A 14,691-nucleotide genomic window follows, 5' to 3' on the forward strand; every position below is an offset into this window, starting at 1 on the left:
CCCGGCGATCTTTCCGGCAACGGCCCACGCAGCCGACATGCCCGCAAGGTGGCTGCCGCGAAAGCTTCCGGGGAGGATGACCTTGAACGAAAGCCTGCAGCCGAAGGGGCGCTCACTTTACCTTGAAATCGGCGGCGAAGAAGCGATCCGCCGCCTTGTGGAAATATTCTACGACATCGTCGAGCAGGACGAGGATGCGGCACCGCTGCATGTCCTGCACCTGCGCGGCCACGGGGTTGCCCATTCCCGCGAGGAGCAGTTCAACTATCTCTGCGGCTTCTTCGGTGGCCCGAGCTACTACGTCCAGAAGCACGGGCATTCCAGGCTCAAAGAAATACACGAGCATGTCGAGATCGGCCCGGAATTGCGCGACCTCTGGCTGAAATGCATGCAACGCGCGGTCGAAAAGGCGGGCATTGCCGATCGTTTCCGGCCGCTCCTCATGCGCCATTTTGGTTTTGCCGCCGAAACGACGCGCAACCGGGACTAGTTCCGCGCCGTTTCGTCCAGGGCCCAAAGTCATGCAGCAAAACCGATGACGCCCTCGAAGCGGCCGTCCTCGAAGCCGGTTTTGTAGGTCCGCCGAGACCAGTCTCGCCGCCGTGCCGGTATATTTGCCGGTCGTGGCCGGCGTCGCCGATTGCTGCGGAACTGCCGCGCAAAGAGCGATGGGGGGCGCTGTGTCCAGCCCGCGACAGATGATCACTTTACCGGTCGGAGTGGCCCGCGGGAAGGAACTGTTAACCACTCGCTTCCTATTGCTCAACAGACGTTTCATCGGCGAGTCTTGAGTATGCAGTCCATGCGTTTTCCTCGAACCAATCTTCCGAATACCGCTTCGCAGGATGACGCAGCGGACCGTCCCGACAACAAGCGCGGCGACAGGGCCGCAGGGCAGCTGCCTTCGGCGGCCGAAGGCCCCGGCTGGCAGGACTATTTCTTCCTTGCGCCCAATGTGCGCTTCACCCGCACGCCCGATTACGATGCTATGAAGCGCCAAGCGGATGGCGAGGCCGCTTCCGTTCATGGCGAAATACAGGCTGAGGCTTCCACCGTGGAACCGGCAATTCCGGCAGCACCGGTCCTGGTGACGCCTCCCGCGCCACGCGTGCCCTCCGCAACCATGATCCGCCGCCCGCAGGTCGTGGAAGCCTTGCAGGCTCAAATTGCCAGCAGAATCGCTGCGCAGCCCGTGCCCGCTATTCAAGCAGCATCACCGATGCAGCAGGCCCCCGCGGCTCCCCAGCCGGTGACCCCTGCGGCGCCCGCGGCCCGGGTACCGGAAGCCAAAACCTCCGCCAGCGTCGGCATCGCCGGACAGCCCAAGAAGGCACGCTGGTCCTATCTTTCCGACCATGCCTTCTTCGAACTAATGGCGCCGAGCATGTCGGACGGTCCGTCTCCTGTGCCAGCGATCGTTGCGGCGCGGCAGGCGCCAGCCCCAACTCCGGCACCTGTGTCGATTGCGCCGGTTCCCGCCGTGGCCACGCGCGCCGACGTCCCGGCTGTGGAAATCACCGCGCTTTACCGGGTCATCGACTGCATCCCGGCAGTCGAGACCGCGACGGCGATCGTGGCACCGGCCAATTCGAACGATGCCAAATCGGAAGCGGCTGGAGTCGCCGAAAGCCCGCAAGGGGCAAGTGCTGTGAGCGCCGAAGCCAGCCAGCCAAGCGTCGAGATCGCGGCGCCCGTCGCGCGCGAGGCGTTGCCGCCGATCGACAGGATCGTGCCGGCGACCACGGGCGATGCATATGAGCTTCCCTCCGAGGAGCTGTTGCAGATGCCACCCGAAGGGCAGGGCTTCTACATGTCGCAGGAGCGGCTGGAGCAGAACGCGGACCTTCTGGAAAGCGTGCTTGAAGATTTCGGCGTGCGCGGCGAAATCATCCATGTCCGCCCCGGCCCCGTGGTCACACTCTACGAATTCGAGCCCGCACCCGGCGTCAAATCCTCGCGTGTCATTGGCCTTGCCGACGACATCGCGCGGTCCATGTCGGCGATTTCGGCGCGCGTCGCGGTCGTGCCCGGCCGCAACGTCATCGGCATCGAGCTGCCGAACGAGATGCGCGAGACGGTGTATTTCCGCGAACTGATCGAGTCGGATGGCTTCCGCAACACCAGTTGCAAGCTGGCGCTGTGCCTTGGAAAGACGATCGGCGGCGAGCCTGTCATCGCCGAACTAGCCAAGATGCCGCATTTGCTGGTCGCCGGCACCACCGGCTCGGGCAAGTCGGTGGCTATCAACACCATGATCCTGTCGCTGCTCTACCGGCTGAAGCCGGAAGAGTGCCGGCTGATCATGGTCGATCCCAAGATGCTCGAACTGTCGATCTATGACGGCATCCCGCACCTTTTGACGCCCGTCGTCACCGACCCCAAGAAGGCGGTCACCGCGCTCAAATGGGCAGTACGCGAGATGGAAGATCGCTATCGCAAGATGGCGCGGCTCGGTGTGCGCAACATCGACGGCTACAACGAACGTGCCGCCGTCGCTCGTGAGAAGGGCGAGATCGTCGTCATGACGGTGCAGACCGGCTTCGAAAAAGGGACCGGCGAGCCGCTGTTCGAGGAGCAGGAAATCGATCTCGCGCCGATGCCTTACATCGTCGTCATCGTCGACGAGATGGCCGACTTGATGATGGTCGCCGGCAAGGAAATCGAAGGCGCCATCCAGCGCCTGGCCCAGATGGCCCGCGCCGCCGGCATCCATCTGATCATGGCGACGCAGCGACCTTCAGTCGATGTCATCACCGGAACGATCAAGGCCAATTTCCCGACGCGTATCTCGTTCCAGGTAACGTCCAAGATCGACAGCCGCACCATCCTGGGCGAGCAAGGCGCGGAGCAGCTGCTCGGCCAGGGCGACATGCTGCACATGGCGGGCGGCGGGCGCATTTCGCGTGTCCACGGCCCCTTCGTGTCCGATGTCGAGGTCGAGCATGTGGTCTCGCATCTCAAGGCACAGGGACGCCCCGAATATCTCGAAACGGTGACCGCCGACGAAGAGGACGAGGAGCCTGACCAGGGTGCCGTCTTCGACAAGGGTGCAGTGGCAGCCGAGGACGGCGACTCCATCTATGACGAAGCGGTGAAGGTGGTGCAGCGCGACAAGAAGTGCTCGACCTCCTATATCCAGCGCCGCCTTGGCATCGGCTACAACCGTGCCGCTTCGCTGGTCGAACGCATGGAGAAGGAGGGCCTTGTCGGCGCCCCCAATCACGTCGGCAAGCGCGAGATCATGTCGGGCAGGCGCGACCTGGCGAACGGGGCCGACATGGAATGACCGATGCGCCGCCCCTTTGGCGGCGTATGGCCTAGCGCCGCTTCTTGTGGGCGCGGCGCTCGAGATAGGCCGTTGTCTGCAGCGCGGCGAGGATGACGAGCGCACCGATGACGATGCGCTGGTCGGGCACTTCGTCGAAGAAGATATAGCCGGCGGCCGTCGTCACGACGATCGAGAGGTAGCCGATGGGAGCGAGGACGCTTGCGTCGGCGAGGCGATAGGCGCGCAAGAAGCAATATTGCCCGGCCTGCGCTAGAAGCCCGATGCCGAGCAGGGGCACCCAGTCGAACGTCTTGACCGGCTGCCAAACGAAGATGGCTGGCACGGCCGTGATTATCGCGAGACCGACGGTGTAGAACACCATCATTACGGTGGTGTTTTCGTCGCGCAGCATGCGCGTCTGGATGATGGCGAGCGAGCCGAAGACGACAGTGCCAAACACCGCGAGCAGGCCGAGGTTCCATTCGACACCGCCGGGAGCCAGCATCATCAGCACGCCGGCAAAGGCCAAGGCAGCGCCGACCCAGCGCAGCCGCGATACCGTCTCGCCGAGGAAGGCGACCGCCATGGCCATGGTGACGAGCGGCCTGGAAAAACTCAGCGCGTTGACCACAGCCAGCGGCAACAGCGTGTAGGCCATGAACTGGCTGGTCAGCGCAATGGCGTTGCAGCTGATGCGCGAAATGTTCTGCCAGGGATGCTTGGTATGGCGGATGTGGCGGCGGTGACGCCAGATCAAAGGCAGGATGAACAGCAGGCCGATCATCGCGCGGATGAAGACGAGCTGGAACGCTGGATAGACGAGCCCTTGCGCCTTGACGAGCGCCGTCATGCCGCCGGAGACCAGCAGCATGTCGGCGAGCACCCAGATCACACCCTCGCGGTTGGCTTTGTGACGCTCGTCCCCCGCCTCGGGCGTCACCGTGCTGTCAGGCTGGCTGGACAAGATTTGCCATCAGGCGGAATGCCCCAGGTACAAGCTTGTCCATCTGGTGATGCAGGACGAGGCTTGTATGGGTGTGACGGCCTTTGCCGATCTGAGCCGAAACCAGCGCGCCCAGCAGCGGCTGTTCGTTGGCATCGTGCATGGCCAGCAGAGGCTGATAGGCCTCGTCCCAGCGCGCGGCGAAATAAAGCCCGCGCTCCTTGTTCCAGCCGGACCAGTCCTGCGGGCCGATAATGTTCGGTCCATTGAGGAGGACGTGGTCCGGCACCAGCACCGTGACCTCGGCGGTCGGATCCGTTACGCGCCAGCGTAAAGACGGCGAGCCAATCTCGAGTTTCCTCGGCGGCGTCGCTAGTGGATCCCAACCGTCGGTCGGGCGGTGGTAAAGAGTGACAAGGTGGCCGCCATTTTCGACAAAGCGGTGCAGCTTTTCGGTTGCGGCGGCCAGATCCTTGCGGATGCCGAAGGCAAAGATGCCAACGACAATGGTGGTGTATTGCGACAGGTCGCCGGCGAGCGCCTTGGCGTCGAGTTCGGTAACATCGAGCCCGTTACGCGACAGCCACAGGCCGACCCGATCAGCGCCTGCGCCGACATAACCGACGCGCGCGCCTTGCGGCAGTTTGAGGTCGAGCGTGAGCACACGCAGCGCTTCGGGCTGGCGATGGGTGACGCGGCCGATATGCGGATAGGCAATCGGGGTCAGCCTGAGCGCCGGCCTGCCGCCGATAAGCGGGGTGATGGTGGAGAGTCCCGCGACACGTGTTTCGGGCGCGCGGATGACCTGGCTGCCTTCTGTCTGCGTCAGCGACCAGCCGCCATCCATGTTGAGCGAGACGGGCGCATCCTTGCCGGCGACGGCAGGCTTGATCGGCCATTCCCGCCTTGTGCCGTCGAGCGGTACGATTATCGCTTCGGGCTCCATGACAACCGAGCTTGCCGGCAGCACGGCAAAAGCTTCTTCGAAATCATAGGTGGCGCGGGCGGTGTGATCGCCGAATTTGACCGAGATGACGACATGGGTATCGCCATTGCCGCCAAGCGCCGACCATGACGGCGGATAGAGCTTTGTGTACGCGGCGTTTGCCGCGGCCGAAATGGCCAGGCTGCGCCGGCGTCCTGCGCTGGTCTCTGCTTTTGCTGTGATCGCCTCGGGCAGGATCGCCTCGACCTCGACCGAACGGCTGTCGCTGCCAGGGGCGAGATCAACGGTGAGTTCAGCTGTTTCGCCAGGCGACAATGTCGAGGGCGATAGCGTCGCGCGGAAGAAGATGCCGACGGCTTCGATTAGGGCGGCATCGATCTCGCGTGCCTTGCGTTCCACGCGGTGGCGGTGAAGCTCGAGGAAAGCCGGCGACGCGTTGGCACGCGCGGTGGCGAGCTGGAGGGCCGCTTCGAGAAGATTGCCAATGATCGCGTCGCGGTTCGGGAAGGCGGCGATCGCCTTATCTACGGCTGCTGCGGCAGCGGCCAGGGCAGCAGCAGCTTCGCTCGACAGGTCCTTCGACTGGGCCAGCGCGGCAAGTGTTGCCGGAAGTCCGTCGAGCACCGATGCCTCGGCCTTCCCGCCACTAGCGGCGAGCAGAAGGTGTAGCGGCCAGGAATCTTTCACCTGGTCGCGCCAGTAACCCATGCCTTGCGAGGCGTGGTAATAGCGCGACCATTCGCCGATGCGGTCATACTCCACACCAGTCGCCGGCTCGCGGCCGGGCGCGTCCACAACGACGGTGGCATCAGGTGGGGGTACTTCGTCGTCATAGGTGTCGCCGCCGCCGGACCACGCCGGCAGATAATATTTCGCCACCTGCCAGGGGCTCATGCCTTCCTTGAAGTGCTCCGGGAAAGCTTCGGGGTCGGCGGCAAGCCTGATCGCCTTTTCGGCAGCACGTGTCATGGCACGGTGATGGCCATGCTGGCCGGGAACGTCGAGGAAGGTCGGGATGACGATGTCGGGCCGCTCGCTGCGATAGGCGCGCACCAGCCGCTCGACCGTGCGCATCTCGCCCCAGCGGGTAAAGGTCTGGTCGCCGTCCTTGGAGAAGCCGAAGTCATGCACTTCGTCGTCGGGGCCATGGCCGAGCCAGACGACGTCGGCATCGAGTTCGCGCGCGGCCTCTTCCATTTCGCGCGTGCGCATCATGCCGAGCACGCCGAGGCGCTCTGGTCCAAGCGAGTTCTGCCCACCTTCGCCGCGCGTCGAGCAGGCGACGATGACGCGCATGCCAAGGCCGAGGCGGAACCAGGCCAGTAACCCGCTCTGCTCGTCGTCGGGATGCGCTCCTGTATTCATCATGGTGACTGTGGAGTTCAGACGGCTAAGTGCCCGGTGAAGCCTGAGCAGCGAAGGATTGGCCTTCTGTCTTTCGATACGTTCGCGGGCACTTAGCATTCAGGTCCTCCGGTATTTCAGTGTGCTATTCGGTATGCGAGGTGGCGGCCGTTTCGAGCTTGGGCGTGACCACCTCGAAAAGCGGCAGCGCGGCGGCACCGAGTGCCGCTGTGTATTGCCCCGTCTGGCCGCGCATCACGCGGGGCAGGGCGCGAGCTCTCCGACTGGCAACCGATATCGGCAGCGGCCCCATCTTCTCGATCAACTCGTCGATGATCGCGTCTGGCAACACGCCGCCGAGGATGACCGTTTCGGGATCGAGGATGTTTTCGATCATCGCAATCATCGGCGCGAGATAGGTCACAGTTTCGTCCATCCACTCCAAAAGCACCGGATGGCGCTTGGCGTGGAGGTCGGCGAAGTCGGCGAAATCGCAGTCCGGGATGCCGGCATCGCAAAGCTTCTCGCGCAAAGCATGCACCGAAGCATAGCGTTCGAGACAACCGTGCTGCCCGCAAGGGCAGACCCTGCCGCGTGGAACGACGACGACATGGCCGATTTCGCCGGCGTTGCCGAAAGCGCCACGGAACGGCACGCCGTCCTGGATCATGCCGAGGCCGAGGCCGGCACCGAAATAGACCATGGCAAAGCTTGAGATCGTGTGTCCGGCACCGAAGAAACGTTCGCCGACGGCGGCGGCGTTGGCGTCATTCTCCACCGTCACCGGCTCGCCGCATGCCTCGCTCAGCAGGCTCGCCGCATCGATATTGGCCCAGCCTGGCAGCGTCGTCGGGCCCACCGAGGTCATGCCCTCGATCTCGAACGGGCCGGGCATGACCACGCCAATGCCGAGCAGCCGCGACTTGAACGTCGACCTGACCGAGTCGAGCTCAGTTCGCAAATGCGCGATCACCTGACTCGGGCTGGTGTCGCTGACGGGCGTGATCCGCCTGGAGCGCGGCTGGCCCGACAGGTCGAGCACCGTTGCCACCATGTGGTCGGAGGCCATCTCGATGCCCATCGTCATGGCGCCATCGGGGTTGACGGCGAACTGAATCGGCGGCTGGCCACGGCCCGAACGGAGCCGTCCGGTCTCCATCAACAGGTTTTCGCTGACAAGTTCGTCGACGATGTTGGCGATGGCCTGCGCGGTCAGGTGCGTCAGCCGGGCAATGTGCATACGTCCCAGAGCGCCGTTTCGGCGCACGACATCAAGCACCACGCGACGGTTATGGTCGCGGCTGCGCTCGGGATTGTTGCCCAAAGTGACCTGATGCGTGCTGCCCGGCTGAAACGCCATTTCGCTCATCCTGACCTCAGTTGCAAAATTGATAACGCGGAAGCCCCGAACCCCGCAACAGATTAATTCAAGTAAATTATCTTATTGACAAAAGCCGTGCGGCAGGAAAGCGTATAGGAAGTGTGCGGGGAGGATCCGCAGCTTTGCTGGTGTCCGTATTTTGTTGAGCGTGATCCGCTCGCGTCCGACGGCATCGGAGTTACGAGACGGCCCGGGCCTCGTCTGCATGCGAGGCCACGGTCCAAGGGGATAATCACCGCCCGTAGCCCGGATTTTCCGGCGGGCGCAGTTGGAGGTTTACATGCGCAGAGCAACCCTGTTTGCCGGATTGATCGCTGGTTTCAGCACGCTGGCACTCAACGCGGCCCAGGCCGTCGAGATCGAATATTGGCAGTATGTCTTCGACTCGCGCGTCAAGGCGATGGACCAGCTGATCGAGAATTTCGAAAAGGCCAATCCAGACATCACGGTCAAGCAGACCACTTTCCCCTACGCCGACTACCAGACGCGCGTCATCGCTGCGAAGATGGGCGGGCAGGGTCCTGATGTGATGCAGCTGTTCTATGGCTGGCTCGACAAGTTCGTTGCCGGCGGACTGCTGCAGCCGCTGCCGACCGATACGTTCCCGCACGACAAGATCGAAAGCGAATTCTTCCCGATCGTCAGCGCCATGAAGCGCGGCGAAGACTATTACGGCCTGCCGACCGCAGTGCGCTCGCTGGCCCTGTTCTACAACAAGAAGCTGTTCACCGAAGCTGGCCTCGACCCGGCTAACCCGCCCAAGACGCTTGAGGAGTTCGTCGCAGCCGCCGAGAAGCTGACCAAGCGCGATGGCAGCGGTAACCTGATCGTTGCCGGCTCGACCCTCGACATGGGCGGACAGGATCACCAGTGGTGGCGTGAAGTGCTGATTCGCCAGTTCGGCGGCGAGCCCTACACCGATGGCGACCGCAAGGTGGCCTACAACACCGAAGCCGGTGAAAAGGCGCTGAAGTTCTATACCGACCTGCAGATGGTACAGAAGGTGGGCCAGGCTGGCTTCATGGACGAAGGCCAGGCGGCATTCCGCGCCGGCATGGCCGGGATGACCATCGACGGCACCTTCCGTCTCGGCGCGTTCAAGTCGATCGAAGGCTTCGAATGGGGCGTGACCGAACTGCCGGCCAATGCCGAGGGCAAGCGCTCGAACTACGCCAGCTACTTTGCCAACGGCATCTCGGCGACGACGAGCGGCGAGAAGCTCGAAGCTTCCAAGAAGTTCCTCGCCTACATCTCCTCGCCCGAGGCGATGGATGTCTGGCTGAAGACGGTCGGCGAGCTGCCGGCACGCCGTTCGGCGGCAATGACGGACGCCAACCTTGCGGATCCGGTCTACGGCCCGTTCCTCAAGGGTCTCGAATACGCCCGCACCACCATGTTCGTTGATGAGGCGGCCCAGCGCCAGACCACCATCGACATGGCCAACCGCGTGCTGCTCGAAGGCCAGTCGGTGAAGGATTCGCTCGCACAGGCCGCAGCGGCCGAGCAGGCGATCATCGACGCAGCAGCCCCCAAGTAAGGCGAAGGCTTGATGTCTGTGACAGCGGATCAACAGGGGGCGGCGGTGAGCCGCCCCGGCGGGACCTTCTGGGACCGCCGTTCCATGCGGACGAAGCGACTGGTGTGGGTGTGGAGTTTCCTCGCTCTGCCGATCCTGTTCTATTCGGTGATCCGCTTTTACCCGACAATCGAGGCCTTTTGGCTTTCGCTGACAAATTGGGACCTTTTGAAGCCGCCGCAGTTCATCGGCCTGGCCAATTACGAAAAACTGTTCGCAGACCCGCAGTTCTGGAAGGTGTTCAAGAACACCTTCGCCTATCTGCTCATCGGCACGCCGATCTCGCTTTTGCTGTCTTTCGTCATCGCCTATCACCTCGACCGCGTACGTTTCATGCACGGGTTGATCCGCGGCCTGTATTTCCTGCCTTACCTGACCACGGCTGCCGCCATGGCCTGGGTTTGGCGCTGGTTCTATCAACCGGCACCGATCGGCGTGATCAACAATGCGCTCGGCACACTCGGCATCCCCCAGCAGCCGTTCATCCGCTCGGTCGATCAGGCTTTGCCGTCGATAATGTTTACGGCGATCTGGGCCGGCCTCGGCTTCCAGATCATCATCTTCATGGCCGGCCTGCGCTCAATCCCCAACACTTTCTACGAGGCGGCGCGCATCGACGGCCTCGGCGAATGGGCAATCCTGCGCAAGATCACGCTGCCGCTTCTCAAGCCCACGACCGTGTTCCTCGTCGTGTTCTCGTCGATCGGCTTCCTGCGCATCTTCGATCAAGTCTACAACATGACCACCAATGATCCGGGCGGTCCGCTCGGTTCGACAAAGCCGCTGGTGTTGATGATCTACCAGACGGCGTTCTCGTCCTACGCGATGGGATATGCGGCGGCACAGACGGTCGTGCTGTTCACCATCCTTTTGTTCGTGTCGCTGTTGCAGCTCTGGATCCTGAGGGAAAAGAAATGAGTGCCGTCACCCAAACGCCGGCGCTTTCCCACGCCAATCTTCGGCCCGGTCGCATTCTCACCTGGACGCTGCTGTTCATCGGCGGCCTGATCATGGTGACGCCGCTGGCCTTCATGTTCTCGACGTCGTTCAAGACGGCGGGCCAGGTCTATGACCTCAGGCTCATCCCGGCGGCGCCGACACTCGCCAACTACATCGCCATCCTGGCCGACGGGCGCTTCATGCGCTGGTTCTTCAACTCGATGTTCGTGGCCGTCATGGTGACGTTGTCGAACGTCTTCTTCGACAGCCTTGTCGGCTACACGCTGGCCAAGTTCGAATTCCGCGGCCGCTATTTCATCTTCCTCGCCATCTTGTCGACGCTGATGATCCCGACCGAGATGTTGGTCATCCCGTGGTATCTGATGTCCAGCAAGCTCGGCTGGCTGGACAGCTACTGGGGCATCATGTTCCCCGGCATGATGACGGCCTTCGGCACCTTCTTGATGAAGCAGTTTTTCGAAGGCGTGCCCAACGACTTCCTCGAAGCGGCGCGCGTCGATGGCCTGAACGAGTTCCAGATCTTCTGGAAGGTGGCGATGCCACTGGTGACGCCTGCGCTCTCCGCGCTCGCCATCTTCACTTTCCTCGGCAACTGGACCGCGTTCTTCTGGCCGCTGATCGTCACCACCAGCCGCGAGCTCTACACGCTGCCGGTGGGCCTATCGAGCTTCGCGGTGGAACAGTCCATCCAGTGGGAAATGATCATGACCGGTGCGGCGATCGCCACGCTGCCGACCCTGATCGTCTTCATCGTCCTGCAGCGCTACATCGTCCGCGGCGTCATGCTCGCCGGGCTCAAGGGATAAGACATGCCTGAACTGAACCCCAAGCTCGCCGACAAGAGCGTTTTCCCCGATCCTGTCTACAAGGAAACGGTGCTGAAGCCGCTGTTCGACGGCGCCAAGACCCACCATGTCGACGGCTTCCGCGCCATCGACCGCGCGCATCTGGTGATGCTGACCGAGACCGGTATCCTCGACGCCAAGCAAGCGTCGGCCATTGCCGGTGCGCTCGAAGCCATCGACCGCGAAGTCGATCCGTCGACGCTGGTCTATACCGGTGAGGTCGAGGACTTCTTCTTCCTCATCGAAAAGGAATTGAAGGCCCGCCTTGGCGCAGACGTCGCCGGACGCCTGCACACCTCGCGTTCGCGCAACGACATAGACCACACCCTGTTCAAGCTCGGCCTCAAGCAGCGCATCGACGCCCTGATGGTCAAGGCGCGGCATTTGCTGGGCGCCATGATCGACGCGGCCGAGCGGGAAAAGGCAACGCTGATCGTTGCTTATACCCATGGTCAACCGGCACAGCCTTCGACTTTCGGGCACTACCTGTCGGCTGCTATCGAGGTGCTGATCCGCGACATCGAGCGTTTTGAAGAAGCGCGGAAAATTGTCGACCTGTCGCCGATGGGCGCTGCTGCCATCACGACTTCGGGCTTCCCGATCGACCGTCAACGTGTCGCCGATCTGCTCGGTTTTGCGGCCCCATTGCGCAATTCCTACAGCTGCATCGCGGCATCGGACTACATCACCTCGACCTATTCGGCGATCGAACTGATGTTCCTGCATCTCGGCCGCCTGATCCAGGACTTCCAGTTCTGGACGAGCTTCGAGGTCGGTCAGGTCTATGTGCCGAACGCCTTCGTGCAGATCTCCTCGATCATGCCGCAGAAGCGCAACCCGGTGCCGATCGAGCATATGCGTTTGCTCGCCAGCCAGACCATGGGCCGCGCCCGCACCGTGCTGGGTGTCATCCACAACACGCCGTTCACCGACATGAACGACAGCGAGGGTGAAACCCAGTCGATGGGCTATGAGGCGTTCACCGCCGCGTCCCGCGTGCTCGACCTGCTCGCGGCTTTCGTCGGGGCAATCCGCATCGACCCGGAGCGCGTGGCCGAAAGCATCCGCCGCTCCTGCATCACCATCACCGAGCTGGCCGACTCGCTGGTCCGCATCGAAGGCCTGTCCTTCCGCGAGGCGCACGAGATTGCTGCGACCGTCGCAAAGGCTGTGGTCGCGGCTGGCGGCGGCCTCGCCAAGGACGGCTACGGCCCGTTCCTCGACGCCTTCAGGCATTCGACCGGCCGCGAGCCGAGCTTCGGCCGTGACAAGTTCGAAGAGATCGTTTCGCCGGAACATTTCGTCGCGGTGCGCGACCGCTTTGGCGGTCCGGCACCCGCACCGATGGCCGAGGCGATTGGCGTCTACAGGGACAAGGCTGCGGCGTTTGAAGCCGTGGCAAACGAACATGCCGGGCACGAGGCGAAAGCCGCGAGAGAACTCGGCGAGAAATTCAAGGCACTGGTAGGGGCGCTCTGATGGCGACGATCGAACTTGAAAAGCTGGTCAAGCGCTACGGCAAGGTAGACGTCGTCCAGGGCATCGACCTTGAAATCGCCGACGGCGAGTTCGTTGTCTTTGTCGGGCCCTCGGGCTGCGGCAAGTCGACGACGCTGCGCATGATTGCCGGCCTCGAAGACATTTCCGGCGGCACGCTGAAGATCGGCGGCGAAGTGGTTAACGAGCGCGATCCCAAGCAGCGCAACATCGCCATGGTGTTCCAGAACTACGCCATCTATCCGCACCTGACCGTACGCCAGAACATCGGCTTTGGCCTCTACACCTCGAAACTGGCAAAGGCTGAGAAGGACCAGCGGATCGAAGAGGCCGGCCGCATCCTTGGCCTCGAAAAGTATCTCGACCGGCGTCCTGCGGCCTTGTCGGGCGGCCAGCGCCAGCGCGTCGCCATCGGCCGTGCCATGGTGCGCAACCCATCGGCGTTCCTTTTCGATGAGCCCTTGTCCAATCTCGACGCCCAGTTGCGCGCCCAGATGCGCATCGAAATCAAGCGTCTGCACCAGAAGCTCAAGACGACCACCGTCTACGTCACCCACGACCAGGTCGAGGCGATGACCATGGCCGACCGCATCGTTGTCATGAAGGATGGTCACATCCTGCAGGTGGGCACGCCGACCGATCTGTACGAAAATCCGGTCGATGTCTTCACCGCGCGCTTCATCGGCAGCCCGTCGATGAACCTCGTACCGGGCCGTAAGAACGGTAAGGGCATCGAACCTGCAGCCGGCGGCGACATCCTGATCGGCGTGCGCCCGCATGAGTTGACGGCAGCCGTCGAGAAGGCCGAAGGCGGACTGGAGCTTACCGGCACGGTGACGGCGGTCGAGCCGCTCGGACCCGAGACGCTGGTGCATCTCGACGTCGACGGCAGTGCCGTCATTGCCACCGCACCGAGCAAGTTCATCCCGGCGACTGGCAGCTTGCTGACCTGCCGCGCCGCACCCGGCAGCCTCTACCTCTTCGACACGAAGACCGAGAAGAGCCTGGGCCGGCAATGACTTCGGGAAATGCCAAGCGTCCGGCGGTGCTCAGCATCGGGCGGATTTACTGCGACCTCATTTTCACCGGCCTGGCATCCCTGCCTGAGCCAGGACGCGAGGTGTTTGCGCAAGACATGAAGATGGCCGCCGGTGGCGGCGCGTTCATCGCCGCTGCCCACATGGCCCATGCCGGCCGCCAGGTGGCGCTGGTGGCGCGCCTCGGCACCGACCCCTTGTCGACCGGGATCGAGCCAGAACTCAGCGCCAGCAACGTCGATCTTCGTTTCGTTGAGCATTCGGCCGCTGCTGGACCGCAGGTCACCGTGGCCAGTGTGATCGGCAACGACCGCGCGTTCCTGTCGCGGCGCGCCGGAACGGCGCTGCCGACAACACTTGCGGCGGCGCTCGACTGGAGCGAGGCGGGTCATCTGCACATCGCCGAATACGCCACGCTGCACGAGATTCCCGATTTGGTGACGCGTGCCAAGGCGAAGGGGCTGACCGTCTCGCTCGATCCAAGCTGGGACGAGACGCTGATCTATGAGTCCGAACTGCTTGAGCACTGTGTCGGAGTCGATATCTTCCTGCCCAACATGGAAGAGGCCACCGCGATCACGCGTGAGAGCGATCCGATCGCAGCGATCGAGATCCTGTCCAAGGCTTTCCCTGTGGTTGCCCTGAAGGCGGGCGGCGAGGGCGCATGGCTGAAGGCCAACGGCCAGTTGCTTCACCGACGGGCGGAAGAAGTTCCGGTCATAGACACGACAGGTGCAGGCGACGCCTTCAATGCCGGGTTCATCGACGCCTGGCTCAGCGGACAGTCTGAGGAAGCCTGCCTTGCCGCCGGCATCACCTATGGCAGCCTTGCCGTACAGGCCGCAGGCGGCTCGGCGATCCTGCGCCAGCCGCTACGCCGCGCCGCAGGCTGAC

At 63.1% G+C, this 14,691-nt stretch carries 11 protein-coding genes; 8 read left to right on the top strand and 3 right to left on the bottom strand.

What is annotated here, in order from left to right:
* Window positions 1-76 precede the first annotated feature (76 nt).
* Window positions 77-490, top strand: a complete 414-nt coding sequence (locus C8K44_RS00645; protein WP_109573820.1) for a group II truncated hemoglobin — start codon at window positions 77-79, stop codon at window positions 488-490.
* A gap of 303 nt (window positions 491-793) precedes the next feature.
* Window positions 794-3,286 carry a DNA translocase FtsK gene (locus C8K44_RS00650; RefSeq protein WP_109573821.1) on the top strand — a complete coding sequence of 831 codons (2,493 nt, stop codon included), beginning with the start codon at window positions 794-796 and terminating at the stop codon, window positions 3,284-3,286.
* A 31-nt stretch (window positions 3,287-3,317) separates the two neighbouring features.
* Here C8K44_RS00650 and C8K44_RS00655 read toward each other — a convergent pair whose 3' ends face one another.
* Genes C8K44_RS00655 through C8K44_RS00665 form a run of 3 tightly spaced genes read right to left on the bottom strand, consistent with a single transcriptional unit; the run spans window position 3,318 to window position 7,870 of the window.
* On the bottom strand, window positions 3,318-4,208 hold the full coding sequence (locus tag C8K44_RS00655; RefSeq protein ID WP_281062979.1) for a DMT family transporter: 891 nt from the start codon (window positions 4,206-4,208) through the stop codon (window positions 3,318-3,320).
* Window positions 4,209-4,215: 7 nt separating this feature from the next.
* A complete protein-coding gene (locus tag C8K44_RS00660) occupies window positions 4,216-6,621 on the bottom strand; it encodes a PIG-L family deacetylase (RefSeq protein WP_109573823.1) in 2,406 nt (801 codons plus the stop codon).
* 25 nt (window positions 6,622-6,646) lie between these two features.
* Window positions 6,647-7,870 (bottom strand): ROK family protein, encoded by a 1,224-nt coding sequence (locus tag C8K44_RS00665; RefSeq protein ID WP_109573824.1) that lies wholly within the window; start codon window positions 7,868-7,870, stop codon window positions 6,647-6,649.
* A gap of 292 nt (window positions 7,871-8,162) precedes the next feature.
* Here C8K44_RS00665 and C8K44_RS00670 point away from each other — a divergent pair, with 292 nt between their 5' ends.
* Genes C8K44_RS00670 through C8K44_RS00695 form a run of 6 tightly spaced genes read left to right on the top strand, consistent with a single transcriptional unit; the run spans window position 8,163 to window position 14,690 of the window.
* Window positions 8,163-9,419 (top strand): extracellular solute-binding protein, encoded by a 1,257-nt coding sequence (locus tag C8K44_RS00670; protein ID WP_199226978.1) that lies wholly within the window; start codon window positions 8,163-8,165, stop codon window positions 9,417-9,419.
* Window positions 9,420-9,437: 18 nt separating this feature from the next.
* Complete coding sequence (locus C8K44_RS00675) at window positions 9,438-10,376, top strand: sugar ABC transporter permease (RefSeq protein ID WP_109574047.1); 939 nt, start codon at window positions 9,438-9,440, stop codon at window positions 10,374-10,376.
* The gene (locus C8K44_RS00680; protein ID WP_109573826.1) at window positions 10,373-11,224 is read left to right on the top strand and encodes a carbohydrate ABC transporter permease; all 852 of its coding nucleotides are present in this window, start codon (window positions 10,373-10,375) and stop codon (window positions 11,222-11,224) included. The genes C8K44_RS00675 and C8K44_RS00680 overlap by 4 nt, the downstream gene beginning before the upstream one ends.
* Window positions 11,225-11,227: 3 nt before the next feature.
* Complete coding sequence (gene argH / locus C8K44_RS00685) at window positions 11,228-12,742, top strand: argininosuccinate lyase (RefSeq protein WP_109573827.1); 1,515 nt, start codon at window positions 11,228-11,230, stop codon at window positions 12,740-12,742.
* Window positions 12,742-13,779 carry a sn-glycerol-3-phosphate ABC transporter ATP-binding protein UgpC gene (gene ugpC, locus C8K44_RS00690; protein WP_109573828.1) on the top strand — a complete coding sequence of 346 codons (1,038 nt, stop codon included), beginning with the start codon at window positions 12,742-12,744 and terminating at the stop codon, window positions 13,777-13,779. The genes argH and ugpC overlap by 1 nt, the downstream gene beginning before the upstream one ends.
* Entirely contained in the window at window positions 13,776-14,690 is a 915-nt protein-coding gene (locus C8K44_RS00695) for a PfkB family carbohydrate kinase (RefSeq protein ID WP_109573829.1), read from the top strand. Before ugpC ends, C8K44_RS00695 begins: the two co-directional genes overlap by 4 nt.
* Window position 14,691: the final 1 nt, after the last annotated feature.

Origin of the sequence: Aminobacter sp. AP02 (assembly GCF_003148805.1) — a bacterium.
Classification (GTDB): Bacteria; Pseudomonadota; Alphaproteobacteria; order Rhizobiales; family Rhizobiaceae; genus Aminobacter.